This is a genomic window from Flavihumibacter solisilvae, assembly GCF_000814475.1.
Classification (GTDB): Bacteria; Bacteroidota; Bacteroidia; order Chitinophagales; family Chitinophagaceae; genus Flavihumibacter; species Flavihumibacter solisilvae.
The window spans coordinates 52,102-70,159 of record NZ_JSVC01000004.1 but is presented as its reverse complement, the minus strand read 5'-3'; the positions used below and the strand labels follow the sequence as shown (position 1 = coordinate 70,159).

Annotated in this window: 10 protein-coding genes; 1 reads left to right on the top strand and 9 read right to left on the bottom strand. The window is 46.8% G+C overall.

Annotation, left to right across the window (positions count from 1 at the left end; genetic code table 11):
- The 4 genes from OI18_RS03855 to OI18_RS03840 all read right to left on the bottom strand — a co-directional run bounded on the left by OI18_RS03855 (window position 1) and on the right by OI18_RS03840 (window position 5,554).
- A complete protein-coding gene (locus tag OI18_RS03855; protein WP_039137408.1) occupies window positions 1-1,923 on the bottom strand; it encodes a peptide-N-glycosidase F-related protein in 1,923 nt (640 codons plus the stop codon).
- 490 nt (window positions 1,924-2,413) lie between these two features.
- Window positions 2,414-4,324: a S8 family serine peptidase gene (locus OI18_RS03850; protein ID WP_072038949.1), complete on the bottom strand. Its 1,911-nt coding sequence runs from the start codon at window positions 4,322-4,324 to the stop codon at window positions 2,414-2,416.
- Window positions 4,325-4,489: 165 nt separating this feature from the next.
- Complete coding sequence (locus OI18_RS03845; RefSeq protein WP_039137406.1) at window positions 4,490-4,726, bottom strand: hypothetical protein; 237 nt, start codon at window positions 4,724-4,726, stop codon at window positions 4,490-4,492.
- Between the two features lie 33 nt (window positions 4,727-4,759).
- On the bottom strand, window positions 4,760-5,554 hold the full coding sequence (locus OI18_RS03840) for an SDR family NAD(P)-dependent oxidoreductase (protein WP_039137404.1): 795 nt from the start codon (window positions 5,552-5,554) through the stop codon (window positions 4,760-4,762).
- A gap of 82 nt (window positions 5,555-5,636) precedes the next feature.
- On the opposite strand from OI18_RS03840, the gene OI18_RS03835 reads away from it, so the two are divergent.
- Complete coding sequence (locus OI18_RS03835) at window positions 5,637-7,313, top strand: serine hydrolase domain-containing protein (protein WP_039137402.1); 1,677 nt, start codon at window positions 5,637-5,639, stop codon at window positions 7,311-7,313.
- A 3-nt stretch (window positions 7,314-7,316) separates the two neighbouring features.
- Here the strand turns inward: OI18_RS03835 and OI18_RS03830 are convergent, their stop codons facing one another.
- From OI18_RS03830 to OI18_RS03810, 5 genes are read right to left on the bottom strand one after another with little or no spacing between them, the layout of a single operon-like run.
- Window positions 7,317-9,044 (bottom strand): DOMON domain-containing protein, encoded by a 1,728-nt coding sequence (locus tag OI18_RS03830; RefSeq protein WP_152616719.1) that lies wholly within the window; start codon window positions 9,042-9,044, stop codon window positions 7,317-7,319.
- Window positions 9,045-10,460 carry a hypothetical protein gene (locus OI18_RS03825; protein WP_039137521.1) on the bottom strand — a complete coding sequence of 472 codons (1,416 nt, stop codon included), beginning with the start codon at window positions 10,458-10,460 and terminating at the stop codon, window positions 9,045-9,047.
- 19 nt (window positions 10,461-10,479) lie between these two features.
- On the bottom strand, window positions 10,480-12,072 hold the full coding sequence (locus tag OI18_RS03820) for a RagB/SusD family nutrient uptake outer membrane protein (RefSeq protein ID WP_039137519.1): 1,593 nt from the start codon (window positions 12,070-12,072) through the stop codon (window positions 10,480-10,482).
- A 19-nt stretch (window positions 12,073-12,091) separates the two neighbouring features.
- Window positions 12,092-15,181 (bottom strand): SusC/RagA family TonB-linked outer membrane protein, encoded by a 3,090-nt coding sequence (locus tag OI18_RS03815; RefSeq protein ID WP_039137401.1) that lies wholly within the window; start codon window positions 15,179-15,181, stop codon window positions 12,092-12,094.
- 10 nt (window positions 15,182-15,191) lie between these two features.
- Complete coding sequence (locus OI18_RS03810) at window positions 15,192-18,050, bottom strand: TIM-barrel domain-containing protein (protein WP_039137517.1); 2,859 nt, start codon at window positions 18,048-18,050, stop codon at window positions 15,192-15,194.
- Between the last annotated feature and the right edge of the window lie 8 nt (window positions 18,051-18,058).

Here is an 18,058-nt window from a genome sequence, read left to right as displayed (position 1 = left end):
TTATCTTTTTGCTTCAATGCGAAGTCTCTTGTTAAAGACCAACTCTCCTCCTACATAAACTTTAACATAATAGCGCTGAGGAGGCCGATAAGACATATCATAGTTAAACACGGCTTCCTTAAGATCATTGTAAACATGCTCTTCAACAACAGTGTCTCCAGGGTCAGTTACAATTTTAACCACAACCTTTCCCGCCTTGTTACCGAAATAATCAAGCGTAGTTTTGCCGGCAGACCGAGTTGGATAAACGCCCACTGCAGGTAATGATGCTGGGGAAGTGTGCAATGTGGAATCCGCGTTTACCTCGAAACCATAGTGGATGAAATTTCCGAAATCGGATTCAAAGTTCTTAAGGAGATTTCCTTTATCATCGAGTAACCGGCAAATGCCCCGACCGCCTTTATTGTTAAACCAGAATTCCAGGCCATCACCCGCCGTATCTGTTAAAAGCAACTCATAAGCGCCAGGTTGAAGCAATAAGGTATCCCGGTAATCAGTATTTGCTTTCAGCGTTCCGGGCTTTCTTTCATATACTACCTTACCCTCAGCATTGCGGATATAATAATCATTGTGTTCCGGCTGATTATTTGTGCGCAGGTTCAGTACCAGCGCCTTGCCATGAACGGGTACCCTGGTGAACACTGTACTCATGCTGTTATCATCCATAACTGCATCTTTCCTGCCACCAGGTGATAAGAGCGTCACCCTGAAAGTATTCTGCCCTGTCTTTCCCTCTACGGCTCCGGGTAGTGTTACCACAGCCTTCCCATTGAAAGCAAGGTTGCCCCTCCAGGTGAACTGCTTTTCTGCAAAACCTATGGTACCATAACGGATGTCAACTTTTGTGAGGGGCTTCGACCCGTTGTTCCGGATCACTATTGTCGGATTAATGGATGCAGGATTTTTCCTGCCGTGAACCTGTTTGTCAGTGGGTGCAAAAATATCTTCTATAGCCACATCATTCGTCTGCAACGGACTGGAGTACTCGACAATATATGCAGTAATAAGTTCATTGGCGCTGGGCTTATCAGTTATATAAGGCTGCATGTTGATATCCACGACATTTTGTGAACCTCCTTTGACAGGTACGTCGTATATATCAGGCTGGTTTAATTCACCCGGGCACCAATAAGCGCGATCTATCACCCAGGTACCCGCCTGCGGATAGAGTGGATTATCTCCGCATTTTTTCCAGATGTCCCTTTTGTCAATCATCCGGCCGTTGTACCACACTTCCCGGTAACGGCTGCAGAATTCCCCGCAGCCATTGGCGTCCATGCCATGACCTGTCTGGTAAATAAAAATCCGCGCATGTTGCGACTTTTTACCGGCAGTAAAGGAAAACGCCTTCAGGCTATCCTCAAATGGCTTGCTGCCATCGCCATAAGCGAATACCTTGTTGTACACCTGGTGAATGGCTACAGGCTCGAGTACGGGTTTGCCTTTTACCAGTTCAAAGTCTACGGTCACTTTCCAGCCACGATCATTATTAGGTTCATAACCGGTATGAATATATTCAATCTCTACACTGTCGCGGAGAAGCATACTGAAATCTGTAATATCAGCCTGCCATTTAAAACTCCAGGTTTTTCCGAAAGCGCCACCATATGGTGTGAGCATACGACCGATCTCATAATTCAAGGCCGGTCCGTTTACACCACCTTTCCGACGAATATAAATATGATCCAGGTAATCCCAGTCAGCGCAGCGCATCCCGTCAGGGCAACCAAAAGTGATATTCAGGTTTATTTTCCTGAGCTTTTCATCTTTTGATGGAAACACAACCCAGCTTGTAAAGGATTTAGTACCCGAGGAAGGTTCGGTTGTAACCGTAATAGCTTTATGGGAAATAACATGGAGGGTGTCTGCGGCAAAGATCTGATGACTGGCGAGTATTAAGACCAGCACGATTAATTGTTTCATATTGTCAGGGCTATGCGCGCAAATTATTCATTCCTGGTTTTCGGGTATGCCTTGTTTTAACCAGCTTCCGCTATAAAATTAGCCGCCACGAGCCGCGTTTATATTCATTTGAGCTTAACGGTTTGTTAAAGACCACCTGATTAAGTCAGCGGTATAACTGGTTCCGCTGAATTAGTGAAAATCAGCCATTTCCAGAGGTTGTTGTTGCAACCTTATTGAACCGTAACAAGTCTATATTGTGTATTTCGAATGGTCCCGTTTTTATATCCAGATACTATGTCGAACCAATGTCCTTAATGACTAACCATGATCCGTACCCGCCCGGGATGGGCACAGCAAAAAAAGTAATTATCAGTCCCGTTTTTAATATCCAATTCCAATTCCAACGTTAAGGTTCTGATCTCATTTTCGCATCACACATGAGAATTTCAGTACATGAAAACCAACAGCCCTTTAACGGGGCTGTTTTTATTTAAACCTGGTTTTCCGGTCAAAATTCGATAGTCACTCCTTCTACCACATCCGCTTTCCGGTAAGTCACACTATGTACTGTATTCTGTTGACTATCGATAAGATTAATGGTAGCGCCGGAATTTGCCAGTCGTGCTGTCAGTAACCGGATTGATTTTGCCTCACCTCCGGCCAGCGTAAACAGCAAGGATTGTTTCTTGCCTTTTACTTCAATGGCCCAGCCGGAAAGATCGATGCTGTTTGCGGTAGTATTCAACAGGGATACTTTCTCATTACCAAGATCCAAAGCTTCAGGATTTACCAGCGCAGAAATGATTTTCACCCGGCTTCCCACCGTTACAGTTTGTAATTGTTTCGCCATCCTGACCGCCTTTTCAGCATTAATTCTGCCGTGACCATAAAATGGGCTGCGGCCTGAAGCATTATATGCCCCGTTCGCAGTGTCGATCTTATCACAGGTTTCGGCGATAATATCGCGGACCTGCTGCCAGGTAAGTTCCGGATTTGCCGAAAGGATCAACGCTGCAGTGCCCGCAGCACCCGGGCATGCGCTTGAAGTGCCCCCAAAAGTTTCCGTATAATCGCCCCCGGAATTGTAACCGGCTGAACCAGTTCTATCAGTTGTGAAAATTCCTGCAGTCAACGCATCCGGATGGTTAAATGGAACATGTCCAAAGTCATTGCTGGGAAATGCACACCACACCTGGTCGCCAAAATCACTATATACACTTCGACGGTCGGTGTCATTGCTGGCAGCAACGGCAGTTACATTCTGGTAACTGGCGTAGCCATCAAACTTTACATCCTCATTACCATTACCTGCAGCGAAAAATATGACACATCCTTTACCATTGCGCCCACGCGTTACGGCATCATCGATTGCCAACCTTGTACTGTCCGGAAGATCAACCTGTGTAGTATGGGTTGGATCTGTAAGGTCAGACCAGTCACCATCCTGCGGTCCCCAACTGCAGGAAATAATATCTGCGCCATGATCAACCGCCCATTTAAAAGCGTTTGCCTCGGCAATTGACCCGAGGTTGGAACTCAGGCGAATAGGCATCAGTTTAGCTTTTGGTGCAACTCCCGAAGCATTAACTCCGGCTGCCGTTGCAACTCCCGCACAGGCCGTTCCATGGTTGTCAAATGACTGCTTTGGCCTGGGATCATTGATGTTTAACGTAATATCTCTTCCATCCGCAACTTTTCCTGGCAGATTAAACTCGGGATTACTGATATCAACCCCATCATCGATGATGGCGACAACGATATTCTCTCCCTCGGTTATAGCATGTGCTGCTTCTACATTTGCATTCGCCGTTATTGCAACACCGCCGATCGTCGTTGCTTTCAGGTGCCATTGGTTTGAATTAATTACTTTAAGGCTCTTTTTCCTGATCACTTCAGGGTGACAAAGCTCCACTTCATTTCTTTTCAACAGGCTTTCCGCAATCTCGAAGACCTGCAGCCCCGTATTCTCCGGTGCAGAAACAAAATAACTGTTGACTGCAAAGTCAAGTTTCTGCTTAATAACGAGGTTATTTTCCGCCAGGATTTTCTCACAGGTATCCGCCGAAACATTGTCGTAAAACTTGATGAATATGTTTTCAGTATATACTACAGGTTTTTTTGTTTCCGCATCAACCAGGACCCTTCCGGCAAAACGCAGTTCGGGTTCATTCTTTAATACCTGCCTGGCACCGTCCCTCAAAGCCTCACCCGCACGATCGCTTTTAGCTTTAAGAATAGTGATATCCGCTTCTGGAAATTGTTCTTCAATATTGAAATCTTCTAATGTCTGCCGTCCTTCATCTGTAAAGATGGCATCGCTGAGTGGCCTGGCATTCCTGGTGCGAACGACCACACGGTCGTTGCTCTCCTGGAGAGAAACTTTCTTTCCATTTTTCCCTCCTAATGTGTAGGTAAACATGGTTCACAATTTGGGGTGATAGATATGGATGGGAGAATACCTGCTAAAGGTATCTTGTTATCTCATACAACCGCATGGGAAAATTATCAGTGCTTCTCCTGAAATTCCCGTTTGAAATCCGCCTTTTTTTTCTTATATTCTGGAAGCCGGGAGGCACGCCATATTTCAGGATTCTTTAAGCGAATCCATCCTAACCCTTACCCGGTTATAAAACGCATCGTGGCTGTCCGCACAGGGCTCGAACCTGGTGGCAAGTTCAGACAGCCGGGTATCATGATTAATGAGCCAGATATTGAACCAACGGTAACCACTAAGTATACCCTTAGCATCTTCCGGCATATTGGAATGAACCCTTTCAAAGGCATCCATAACTTCTTCGATAGATTTCAAATTGTGGATCATATAACAGAAACGTTCTAAAAATCTTTATAGTATTCAGAACGCTGAACGAATCAGTCCGCCTTCGACCCGTAAGGTTGCACCGTTGGTTGCGGAAGCGAGTGGACTCACCAGGTAAGTTACCATATTGGCCACTTCATCAACATCTGCGAAGCGGTGCAAAAGCGATGTTGGCCTGAACTCCTGGAAAAACTTCTTCTCCATTTCTGCTTCATCCAGTCGTTCCTGTTCAGATAATGCTTTGATAAAATCTTTCACTCCCCTTGAACGGGTTGGTCCAGGCAATACTGAATTGACCGTAACATTGGTCCCCTTTGTAATTTCAGCCATCCCCCTGCTGATAGCCAGCTGTGCAGTTTTTGTCATACCGTAATGGATCATCTCTTCCGGGATCATTACGGCCGATTCGCTGGAAATAAATATGATCCGGCCCCAGTTTTTGTCCAATAATTTCGGTAACACCGTTCGCGATAATCTTACCCCGCTCATGACATTTACTTCGAAGAAACGGTACCAGTCTTCATCAGGTATTTCAACAAATGGCTTCGGTTCAAATATGCCAACGTTATTAACCAGGATATCTATATCAGGTAGCGCACCCACCAGTTGATCCACCTGGCTCCTTTCACCAAAGTCCGCAGCGATGCCGGACACTTTCGCACCAGGGGAGTTCTTCTTAATGTTGGCTACTGTTTCATCCAATGACTTCTGCGACCTGCCATTAATGATAACCGCGGCTCCTTCACGCAACAACGCCTCAGCAATAGCAAGCCCGATTCCTGCCGTTGAACCGCTTACGAAAGCAGTCTTTCCATTTAGTTGAAGATCCATAAGTGAAATTTGTTATGAGCGGATGTTTGACTTAACAAGACGCAGGGCAAAAAGTTGTATATTTTAGGACAACTCACGCCACATGAAACAGTTCCTTTCAGTCACTTTGCTCTTATGCCTCCTGGGTTACAAGCTTACTGCCCAGTCCCTGCCCGATTCCACTGTAAAAAAGATCGACAGTATTTTTGCGAAGTACAGTAAAGGCAACAGTCCGGGTTGTACAGTCGGCATCGTACGCAACGATTCGATCATTTTTGCAAAGGGTTATGGACTTGCCAACCTGGAATATGAGATTCCCAACCAGCCCACCACCATCTACCATATGGCATCAGTAAGCAAACAGTTTACAGGATATGCCATCGTATTACTCGTGCGCCAGGGAAAACTAAAACTTGAAGACGATGTACGGAAATACCTGACCTGGTTTCCTGACCTCAAACATACTATCACCATCAGGCACTTATTGAACCATACCAGCGGTATTCGCGACCAGTGGCAGCTGCTGGCCATTTCCGGTACCCGGCTTACAGACGTTATAAAGCAGGAACATATCGTTAAGCTGCTCAGTAAACAACAGGCACTTAATTCTCCACCAGGTGAACAATATAATTACTCAAACAGCGGGTACACCATGCTTGCCGAAATCGTGAAAAGTGTGACGGGACAAACCTTGCGGCAGTTCACAGACAGCGCAATCTTCAAACCGCTTGGCATGACAGCTACCCATTTCCATGATGATAATACAGAGATCGTAAAAAACCGCTCATATTCATATGACCAGGTTGGGAATGACCGATACGAGAACAGCCCGCTCAATTATTCGAATGCCGGCGCAACCAGTCTCTTTACCAATATTCCTGACCTGGGCAAGTGGGTAATGAATTTTTACAGGTATAAAGTTGGTGATCAGCGGGACATCAGCCTTCTGACGACCAGGGGTAAGCTAAACAACGGCAAGGAACTCAATTACGCTCTGGGAATCTCCGTGGATACATACAAAGGATGGCGCCAGTATTCACATAGCGGTGGTGATGCCGGTTACCGGACCTATCTCGCCGTTCTTCCGGACCTGCAAATGGGCTTCATGGTTTTCGGTAATCTTGGCGACTTCGATGCTGGGGGAAGTACATACGCCATGATGGACCTCCTGGTGAAAGACACCGCCACGAAAAAAGCAGCGGCTGCCGCAAAACCCCGCGATAGCATTGCTGCAATGCTGCGGGACACGAACTCAACCCGGAAATATGTTGGCAGCTATATAGGGGATGACGGGCTTTCGCTGAGCTTCGAGATCCGGAATCGCCGATTGTACTACCAGGTATATGGTGAAACAAATTTCCTGATCAGGGAGAACCTGGATACTTTTTCCATAGCCCCCTACCCCGATATCAGGTTTGCATTTGCAGTCAATGGAAAGGACACACTCGTGGATATTATTTTTCCTGATAAACTTATGAAGCTCAAAAAGTACGTGCAGGCTTCTAAAGTTTCCGACGACATACTGAAGCAATATACTGGGCTATATTATTCGCCCGAGCTGGACTGCAAATACGGTATTTCCCTGAAAGACAACAAGCTGTTCCTCACCAACAGCAAATACAGTGATTCTGAGCTTACCCTGATCAATAGTGATCACCTGACCTCAGGCAGCTGGTACATGAATCATTTACAGGTGTTAAGGGACGCAACAAACAAGATTACCGGTTTCGAAGTGAATTCCGGCCGGATCATGCACCTGAAGTTCAACAAGATTGAGTAAAAATCAACCCTTATCTATTACGATGTATACCACAGACCTTGCTGGCAGGTTTACCCTGATACCATCACTGGTCCTGGCAGACAAGGCCTTTAGGTTGGCATAATTCGCAGGACCACCGGAAACACCGAGACTGCTTTCACCATTCACATAAACCTTTCGGGAGAATTCACCATTATCCGTTCCCCCGGTTAAAACATACCAATAGTATCGCGCACCAACCTTCCTGTCCCTCACTGTTATCCCGGCATTGATGACAGCTGCAGAAGTATTCACCAGGACAATACCACTTTGCCCGGAGCTGAATGTACTTGCATAAGCCTTTATAGCGTTGGTTTCAGCAAGACTGGTTGACACCATCCTGTCGCCAAAGAACTTCTGAAAGTAATACAAGTAATAAAATGCGGGCCTGGGATTCCATTTCGGTACTCCGTCCGGTTCATCACCGTTATTGAAAAGCCCGTGGTCATCACCGTTACTCCAGCCATTGGCCAGGTCCCAACGGGATGTCATACCATATTTGCTCTTTATTGACTCCCCGATCACCATTACCGCATGCATACCGTTCACAAATGATACCTGTTGCTTTTGTCCAACAGCGTTAATGTTCCACTCTGTCAACGCTATGGGTTTGTCTTCTACTCCAGCCGAACGCAGCGCTGACTTCACATGATTCATCACCTTGCCTGTTTCCGTAAGGGCAGAGGATAGAATATTAGCCGCATTGGTCTGTTGGTTATAAGGTGTAAAATAGTTGTGAACTATAAAGTAGTCTGCAGTGGAACCAGCCTCCGTACAAACACCAGAATTCCATGTCCGGATCGTATTTGTTTGCCATGATTGCGGTTCGGAATCATACAAAACAGCGCCGATATAAATTGTGGCTCCTTTTTCGGCTGCAGCCTTTCGCATGGAATCCGCAAATACCCTGAAATGACGGCCGTATAATTCACCACTTATGTACTCTGATTGCCCGTCTTTGTTAACTGCCCGGTCAATCCTGTATCCTGCTTCCCATTCCCCAAAGTTTTCATTACCGACTTCCCAATACCTGGTACGACCATTGTCATACCTCACCCAGTCGGCAGCGAGATGTGCAGCTGCAGCAACAGGATCGGACGCAGTTCCATAGCGGGCGAAGCCATAGTTGACCGTAATCATTCCGGTATTGTGAGTCTGCTTTAGCACCTGGTAATAGTTGTCAAGTGACAAGGTCCAGCTTTCCTGGTTTCGACCAAACCAGAAGCCTGCAATCTCACGTGTTCCGTCGGACTTAACCAATTGTGATGGCGTATAAACCGGTGGCACTCCCGGCATTGCATTCCAAAAGTATACATCACTGATGCTCCCACCGGGAAAGCGGATAATTTGTGGTTGAAGTTGTGACAGGTGAGTCACAAGGGGACTCTCCGTTACCATCTGCGTCATCCAGAGATTAGCGTTGTTACCGGCAATGGACCGGGGCACTTTTGAAATGATATCCGCGGTATTGATCGTAATATTTTCTGGCGCTTCTGCAGGAGCAGTCTTCTCTGTATAGGATGGTGGCACAAAAGTTTTGGCAGTCCAGTCATCCATAAAAAAACCTATGGTCTTTTCCGATTGAGGATCCTGGGGTACTATCACAACTGTTGTATCGCCACCGTTTCCCGGATCATTCCTTCCTTCATGATTTTTATTGCAGCCAGCTGCAATCAGGCAACCGGCTGCAATGATATATATGCGTGTGATCATTTATGGTATGATATAATGAAAGGTCAGCCATTCATCTTTCCCCGCATCATAGCTTGTTCCGAACCAAATTCCTTTTACATGGTAATCATCAAAGGCTTTTACCACTTTGATTTTAGTCGCTGTCGGATTCATCCAGCTGGCGGCATTTTGCAATAACGTATTCCCGGCAAGTGTTATCTCATTGTTTGCCTCATCTATACTGAATGTACCTGTCGTCGTCTGGCCATCCTGGAAGCGTGTATAATTCATTCCCCCATCAAATCTTATCCAGGCGTTCTTTACCGCCTCATCCCACGACTCATTCCAGCCCCAGTTGTAGGATGAAGATTTTGATGTAGTCCAGCCATTTCCCTTGGCCACCCAATCAACCGGGTTACCATTCGCATCAAGCGTCCAGAACCGTCCTGTCTGCGAGCCCCCCGTCAGCATGGTGAGCAGTTCACCTGGTTCAAAAACCGGGTTGAATCCTTCATCCGGTTTTTTTGCCGGTGGCGGCGGTGGAGTCCACGATTCACTGTAAGACTTCGAAATGTAATTCAGCACCTGGTATTCTGCTTTTGACTTATTCTTAACCGCAAGCTGCATAGTGTTTTCTGTGAGTGAGAGAATCCTCCAGCTGTAAACAGATACCACATCAGCCGGCGTATAGCCAACGCTCAGTGGCGTGGCATTGCTTGTAGTAAGCGTTAATGTATTGATATCGAGGAAATACGTACCTGACTCAGTTTCCACACCGGCGACACCTTTGTGGTCGGTTTTCAGGAATGGCCCGCCTTTAAGGCTGAAAGTCATGTAACCATAGTCACGCTTTTCTGCAGCCCAGGTATCGGTCGTATAGTCGGGACCGTATGTCCAGCAATTGGGTCCACTGGGATCTGTACAATTTTTTGTCCATTCCACTGTTTTGCCATCAGCCGATTTGCTGCCATAGGCATTGTCCTGCCCCGCAAAATATATGGGGCTCGTAAAGAATTTCTTATCTCCATTTGCATTGGCATCGAGCAGCCAGGTCTTTTCATTTCCTACTCCACCGGAGAGTAAAGTCCATAACGGATCGTTGACATAGTTCAGGTTATCTTCGGTAACAGTGATTGTTACCGGTGGCATTTCAACTAATCCTCCGGATGTAACTGCAGAATATTTGATCACATATTCTCCCTTGAACGCAAACCGGATGGTATCGCGCTGACGATTTGATTTACCTGTACCATAATCCCAGACCGGAACAGTTTCAGGTGCATTGTTTACCAGGTAAACGGTGTTACCGCCCGGATCCACATCGTAGTCCTGCAGGACTTCAAACTTCAATTCATTTTCCCCTGGCAATTTGCCCAGTTCATAGTTGTGTTTACTGCAGGAAAGGAATCCCAGCAGCGCGAGTAATATAAATATTGATAGATTTTTATAACGTCTCATACTGATGTTTTTAGTTGGGTTACCATCCTGCATTCTGAACCAGCACATTATTGGATAAAGTGATCTGCGTATACGGGATCTGCTGTAATCCTTTTGTTTCACGGACTTTATCGGCAGAGATCACTTTTGCCGTGCTTACGCCTCCATTTTCCAGGCTTGTATTTTCAGCAATGGCATTTGCAGCCACGTCTACTCCCTGGCGAAGCAGATCCCAGTAACGGATTCCCTCCAATGCAAATTCAAGTCTTCTTTCATTCATGATATTTGCCTGTGATACTGCCAATGCAGTAAAGTTGTTACCATATGCACGCTTACGAACATCATCAAAATATGCCTGGGCATTCGATGAACCCAGTTCAGCTGCCATCAACAACACATCAGAATACCGGATAGATACATAATCCTGGAACTGCCCGATCATGAAATTTACCCCGCCCATCTTTACAGCCAGGCTATTTCCTGCTTCGTCTGACATTGGTGTATATTTCTTTGCGTAGTAGCCGGTGTACTCCCGTTGGTTATTCTTTGTCTTGAAATCAATGGCTTCACCGGAAATAGAAATGATACTTGCTTCCCGCCGCGAGTCATTTGCAGCATATGCATTCCAGAGTTTTGCATTTACCGTTCCTCCACCCCAACCGTTACCATAAGGGAAAGTTGTCTGCTCCCTCAGACCAAACATGACCAGCCAATGGTTTCCATCAGTATTGCCATCATAGTTGCTGGTATAAGTATACTTAATGGAAAATATCGTTTCCAGGTTGTCTTCTCCGGCATATTCATCCACAGAAGCAGCAGGCCAGAGCTTTGCAAAATCAGGTAACAGTGCATGACCACTGTTATTGATCACATCTTCCAGATATGCCAGCGCATCCGTCTTACTTATTACTCCCGCAAGGTCCTGCTTTGAATAATACCCGGTATAATACAGGTATACCCTGCCGATCATGGCTTCAGCCGCCCATTTTGTAACGCGACCGAAAGTTGAGGCAGATTGTGACGGGCGGTTTACGGCTGGTAAATTTCCGGCAGCATATTTGAGATCTTCAGCAATTACTTTATACACTTCGTCAGGGTTAGCCTGCGGCAGGTTCTCTGAGGAAGGTTCAGTCAGCAGCGGAATGTTTCCCCACAAACGAACCATATCAAAATACAGGTATGCACGCAGGAAACGTGCTTCTGCTGTATAGGTGGTTTTGGTCACATCATCGCCCTTAAAGTCGATGCCATCGATTTTTCCCAGCAACATATTGCACCGGTAAATTGCTTTGTAGTAGGCATTCCAGTTGGCATTGAACATGTTCTGGTCAGATGGTGATCTCAGTTTATCGAATTCATCCATCATCTGGTAACCAAATCCATCTGAATAGCCAGTACCACCAAATGTATTGTCAGAAAATATTTCTGCTGCAAGGGGCAAAGCAACCCCGTCGGCCCAAACACGCTGCAGGCCATCATATGAACCTACAAGCGCTTTCCAGGCGTCATCAGGAGTTTTGTAAAAGTTTTGCTCGGTCACTGAAGTAACATCTTCTGTTTGCAGGAAACTTTTGGTACATGCGCCTAGTGAAAGCAGCGAAACTGCGATTATATAAATATTTAGTTTTTTCATGATCATAGTTTGCTTATGGTTAGAAACGAATATTGGCGCCAAGCATAAATGTGCGCGGACGTGGATAATATCCAAGGTCGACTCCTGAAGAGAATCCTTCCCCATACCCTATTTCCGGATCCATTCCATTATAGTTAGTAAATGTGTGGAGGTTCAGGACAGAAGCATACAACCTGGCTTTACCGATAAAATTTTTGTTGATCAATTTTGCGAAATCATAACCAATTGTGATGTTGTTGATACGCAGGAAATCACCATCATAAACATACAGGTCTGAAAACTGTGTCCAGTTACGGTTGTCCTCAGTTACCCTTGGCATCCTGTTTGAAGATCCTGGTCCATGCCAGCGCTCGAGTATTTCGGCGGAATAATTTGCCTTTGCGTTGGCCTGGTTGCGCCATGATTGCACCAGCTGGTTACCCGCAACGCCATATGCCAGCAGGGAAAAATCAAAGCCTTTGTACTCAGCCCCGAGATTAATCCCGAAAGTCCAGTCCGGATTCGGATCGCCGATCATCGTGCGATCCAGATCGCTGATCACGCCGTCTTTGTTGAGATCAACATAACGAACGTCGCCTGGTTGCGCAGAAGGTTGCACCAGGGTTCCACCTTTTGAATGCGCATTAACCTCATCTTCTGTCTGGAAAATGCCATCAGTTTTCAGCCCCCAGAAATAACCAACGGGGAAACCATTTTGCGCCCGGTAAAATTCAAGTGAGTTGTCGAACAGGGAGTTCGTATTACCATGTATGATCTGGTCCTGTGTCGGGATATTATCGATCCTGTTCTTATTATAAGCACCATTCAACCCGATATTATAGTTGAAGTCGCCTATATTATTCCGGTAGTTCAATGCCAGTTCCACACCGGTGTTACGAACCTTTCCGCCATTGATCACAGGCGCATCGGCGCCTGCCGTCCCCAATACAGGAGCCACAAGCAGCCAGTCCTTTGTATCCTTGATATAATAGTCGAACGTAACATTCAGTTTGCTCCTGATAGTAGCATCGAATCCAATGTTAGTCTGTTCTGAAGTCTCCCAGGTTATATCAGGGTTACCCAGCCTGCTTGGGTATGCTCCGGGAACGAGCAATCCTTCTTCCGTACCGAAAATGTAATTCGCATTACTGAAACTCACCGGAGTCAGGTACTGGTATCCCGCAATATTCTGGTTACCCACCTGTCCCCAACTTGCACGGATTTTCAGGAAGTCAAGCCATTTCGAATTATCGGCAAAACGTTCCTTCGATACCACCCAGCCTGCCGCAAATGAGGGAAAATATCCCCATTGGTTGCCAGGTGCAAACTTCGATGATCCGTCTGCCCTGTATGTTGCATTGAACAGGTACTTTTCATTGAAGTTATATTGCAGCCTGCCGAAGTAAGACATCAACGCATCTTCGTAAGGAGATCCATCGAGTGTAATATTAGTTCCATCGGTGTTGGTTGCGTTATCCAGCCACGCATGATCCAGGTCTCCAAAGATCAAATTGCGGTTTCGCCCGTACATTCCGGAACCTGTTGATCTCAGTGCTGAACTACCTGCCATTACATCAAACTGGTGCAAATCCTTAACACGGAAATTGTAACTAAGCAGGTTGTCCCACTGTAATGACCGGCCCCTGCCCATGGACTGCGACACGGTACTGTTGTCGTTGAATGCATAAATAGAAAGTTTGTATTCAGGCAGGAAAGAACGCCCTTCGGAACTCGAAAGATTCACTCCCAGGCTTGACCTGAATCGAAGTCCCTTAACCGGCTCAACAAGTACATACAGGTCACCGAATAAACGCTGGCTGTTATACCTGTTCTGGTTATTATACAGCATTAACGCATATGGATTGGCCTCGCCATTGTTCCAGGTGGAATTGCTGTTATCGAAGAAGCTACCCTCGTCGTCATACATGGGAACGAGCGGACTTGTATTGAATGCACCCCGGATCGTGTTGTTATATTGATTGCCAACCTGGATCCCGTTATTCTTCTGGTAATTGAATGTGAGGTGTTGACCAAGTTTCACGATGTTCTTATACACACCATGTTCTGTATTGATCCGGAACGTATAGCGTTCAAAGTTGGAGAGATCCTTTCCGCCTACGATTCCTTCCTGGCCAGTGTAACCAAAGGAAGTGGAGTAGATGGAAGTTCCACCTCCGCCCTGCACACCTATCACATAATTCTGTGTGGCTGCATTTTTCACGAACATCTCATCGAGCCAGTTGGTGTTGACCGGCATATTGTTTACCTGCTCATTGGTAAAGTATGGATTCTTTCCAGAGTTGATGGCCGCTTCGTTCATGATCACTGCATATTCCTTCGCATCCAGCAGCTGCGCCTTTTCCGGCACATTCTGCAATCCGTAAAATGCATCAAGCGTAACCTGGGGCTTCTGGTTGGCCCGGCCCGTTTTTGTAGTAACCAGGATAACACCATTTGCAGCCTGTGATCCATATATAGCAGCAGAGGCCGCATCCTTCAGCACGTCCAGTGATTGGATATCTGCAGGGTTCAGGTATGAGATATCGTTGGTATAAACCCCGTCAACTATATACAGCGGTGATGCGTTACCGATAGTTCCCTTCCCTCTTATCACCACACTCATGCCGGAACCGGGCTGCCCTGAAGTAGTAGTGATCTGCACACCCGGTGCCTGTCCCTGAAGGGCCTGCAATGCATCGGTAGTGTTTTGTTTCTGAAGGTCGTCACCCTTAACCTGCAGGTTGGCACCGGTTACAAGCTTTTTCTTCTGTACTCCGTATCCGATCACAACCACATCTTCCATGCGGTCCTGTGATTCGGCAAGAAGGAGATTGAGTTCGCCTGTTCCACTCACCTTGTGCTCTGTTTGCTGGTGCCCGATATAACTGATCACCAGGATATCACCCGGTGATGCATCAATGGCAAAACGGCCGTTCTCATCTGCAGTCACCGTCTTGTTGGTACCTTTTACCGAAATGGTGGCACCGGCCAGTACCGATGCGTTCTTTTTACTGGCAACCCTTCCGCTGACCCGGGCTTGCTGGGCCAGGGCGGACTGGCAACAAAGCAACAGGACAATGGCAGACCATCGCAGCAGTCGCAGTGTAGGAATCGTTTTGTTTTTTTTCATGATCGCACTTTTAAAGTTTTATTGTCAGTGGCCTTCCATCGTAAGTGACTTGTTTGAATTTGACTGAAGCGCCCGGCGCGCCTGGCTTTGCGGGACTGATTCCCGCCACGCGAAATACTCTTTTGCTGATCATACCCGGATATTTACCGGTTCTTTCACCGATCTGCAACTCGCCGGATTTGTCTGCATAACGGAAAGGGATAACTGAAAACTCACCTTTCTCATAGTGATAGTTCAGCCCGTCGTCTTCATATAATTGAAAGGCTCCGTTGCTCCCCTGGTATACATATAATGTGATGGTGTCAGCAGGTTTCTCGGAAGTGTATTGAAGGTCAGGACCCAAAGGAAGAATCGCTCCTGCCTTTACAAATACGGGCATTCGCTCATAAGGTGCCGCAGCTTCGATCTGCTGGCCGCCGGCGTACCATTTGCCCGAATAGAAATCGTACCATCCCTGTCCTGCGGGCAGGTATACGCTGCGTGACTTACTGCGATAGTTATACACCGGGTTTATAAGCAGTGATGGACCAAACATATACTCGTCGCTGATGTTCCAGGTCTTCTTGTCAGCAGCGAAATCCATCACCAGTCCCCTCATGATCGTATTGTCACTGTGATATGCGCTTCCTGCAAGGGAGTAGATATATGGCATCAGCCGGTAACGGAGCTGGTTGTAGTAAAGCATTGACTTATATGCCGGGTGGGTCTCAGGCGCAATATTGAAGATTTCACGATAGGGATACTGACCGTGAGACCGGAACAAGGGAACAAAGGCTCCGAACTGGTACCAACGGGTCATTAATTCCCGCCATTCTTCCAGGTTTTGGGCATCCGGTTTTTCAAAACGCTGCTCTACGACAAAACCACCAATATCCATTGTCCAGTATGGCAATCCCGATAAAGAGAAATTGATACCCGCGGTGATCTGTGCCTGCATATCGTGCCAGGTGGCACCGATATCACCACTCCAAATTGCTGCAGCATAACGTTGGGATCCCGCAAACCCTGAACGGGTAAGCAGAAATACCCTTTTGTCCGGATCTGTGGAACGCTGGCCTTCATAGATCCCCTTCGCATTCTGCAAAGGATAAGCGTTAAGTACTTCCGCAGCGGGACCGAGAGCTGTCCCGCTCATTTGCTGCTTCCGCTTTTCCGGAGAAACGTTCGACAGGATATCCGGTTCGCTCGCATCCATCCACCACGCATCTATTCCTTTTTTATAGATCTTTTCATGAATAAGATCCCAGAATCCTTTCCTCGCATTCTCATTGAATGCATCGTAAAATGTAGAAATGTATCCTTTACCGATCCAGTCGCGCTGGCGGTCGGCAATATTGCGTTTATACAACCAGCCCTCTTTATCGAATTGCTGATATGAACTAATGCCTTCATAAAATTTCGGCCAGACGGAAATCATCAACCGGGTATTGAACTTTTTGTGCAATACATCGATCATGCTGTCCGGTGAGGGAAACCGGGCCGGATCAAAATCCTGGCTGCCCCATTCCGCTTCTTTCCAGTAGCTCCAGTCAAGTACGATATTATCCAGCGGAATCTTTCTCTTCCTGAATTCAGCAACTACATCCAGTATTTCCTGCTGGGTTTTGTATCGTTCACGGCTTTGCCAGAATCCCAGGGCCCATTTCGGAACGATCGGTGCCTTACCAGTAAGTTTCCGGTAACCTGCGATGACTTCATCGATACCTGATCCGTGTATGAAATAATAGTCGATGCACTGTCCCGCCTCCGAAGCGAATGCGAACTGGTCGATCTCATCCCGGGATAACGGCTCCTGCCATTTTACGGCGAGATATGATTCTGAGCCTTCCGGTTTCCATTCAATGCGCAGGGCCGACTGGCGGTTATCAGCAAGATTGACCTCCACCAACGCGGGAGCAGGATTCCATGCCTTGCGCCAGCGGTCGATGAGCAAATGTCCATCTACCCAGACCCTGAGGTATCCTCCATATATAAACCGCAGTTTGTGTACACCGGAGATTTTGCTTCCTATACTTCCTTCCCATACCACGTGTCCCTTAGCCGGGTCGAACTCTGTGGGAAGGGTCTTCCTGGAATCACCGAGAAACTCCATGTTTATATCGGCCTCTGCCTTTTGAATTACCGGCCTGGATGCCGTGGCAGTATCATTAAAATATGAGGCGGTCAGCCAGCCAGGTTCACCAGCTGCCGATTGCAATGCCAAGGTAGCAAGGGGGCGGAAAGGCCGGGTATTACCTGCTGTAGTAAGCGAATAATTGTCCCAAAGGATCCCATAATTTTTTGGAGAAACAAGGAAAGGAACAGCTACTTCCGTATTGTTCTGGAAAAAATTCACCTGCTGGCCGCGGTAATTCAGAATTCCATCCTGGTGTTGACCGAGTCCATACCAGGCATCCGAACTGTCTGACTGGAAAGTCTGACTGGGTTTCCAGGAAGGCTTTCCCTCGTAGATCGCTGGTTCAAAGCTCCGGCCATGCGGATCTTTTTCCTTCAGGATCGGCTTACCTGAGACATCAAAAAAGCTGACTGCGCCGGTAGACTTCCGCACAATGGCTGTAAGCTTTTTCGTTCGTAGGGTAACATTCCCTGTATCTTCTTTTGTTTCCCACCTGAGATTGGGATCAGCAGAATAAACCGTAACCAGGCTTTGTCTTGCGAAGATTTCCGTACCTGGAACCGCTATCACCCGGATGATGTTTTCCGCCACCACTTCCAGTTTTACGGCCTGTGTTTTTCCGGTAATGGCGTGGTCAGTGTATACAATTATACCGTCTTTTGTCCTGGTGAAAGAAGGTCTCCCCGGATCAGCTTTTACAAATAAGCAGGGAATAAGAATTACTGACAGCAGTAGCCTGGCACTCAGATTCATGGCAAACA

What these genes read in the sequence shown, in the direction of transcription:
- OI18_RS03845 (WP_039137406.1), bottom strand. Translation starts at nt 4,726, where the DNA reads ATGATCCACAATTTGAAATCTATCGAAGAAGTTATGGATGCCTTTGAA.
- OI18_RS03810 (WP_039137517.1), bottom strand. Translation starts at nt 18,050, where the DNA reads ATGAATCTGAGTGCCAGGCTACTGCTGTCAGTAATTCTTATTCCCTGC.
- OI18_RS03835 (WP_039137402.1), top strand. Translation starts at nt 5,637, where the DNA reads ATGAAACAGTTCCTTTCAGTCACTTTGCTCTTATGCCTCCTGGGTTAC.
- OI18_RS03850 (WP_072038949.1), bottom strand. Translation starts at nt 4,324, where the DNA reads ATGTTTACCTACACATTAGGAGGGAAAAATGGAAAGAAAGTTTCTCTC.
- OI18_RS03815 (WP_039137401.1), bottom strand. Translation starts at nt 15,181, where the DNA reads ATGAAAAAAAACAAAACGATTCCTACACTGCGACTGCTGCGATGGTCT.
- OI18_RS03840 (WP_039137404.1), bottom strand. Translation starts at nt 5,554, where the DNA reads ATGGATCTTCAACTAAATGGAAAGACTGCTTTCGTAAGCGGTTCAACG.
- OI18_RS03820 (WP_039137519.1), bottom strand. Translation starts at nt 12,072, where the DNA reads ATGAAAAAACTAAATATTTATATAATCGCAGTTTCGCTGCTTTCACTA.
- OI18_RS03830 (WP_152616719.1), bottom strand. Translation starts at nt 9,044, where the DNA reads ATGATCACACGCATATATATCATTGCAGCCGGTTGCCTGATTGCAGCT.
- OI18_RS03825 (WP_039137521.1), bottom strand. Translation starts at nt 10,460, where the DNA reads ATGAGACGTTATAAAAATCTATCAATATTTATATTACTCGCGCTGCTG.
- OI18_RS03855 (WP_039137408.1), bottom strand. Translation starts at nt 1,923, where the DNA reads ATGAAACAATTAATCGTGCTGGTCTTAATACTCGCCAGTCATCAGATC.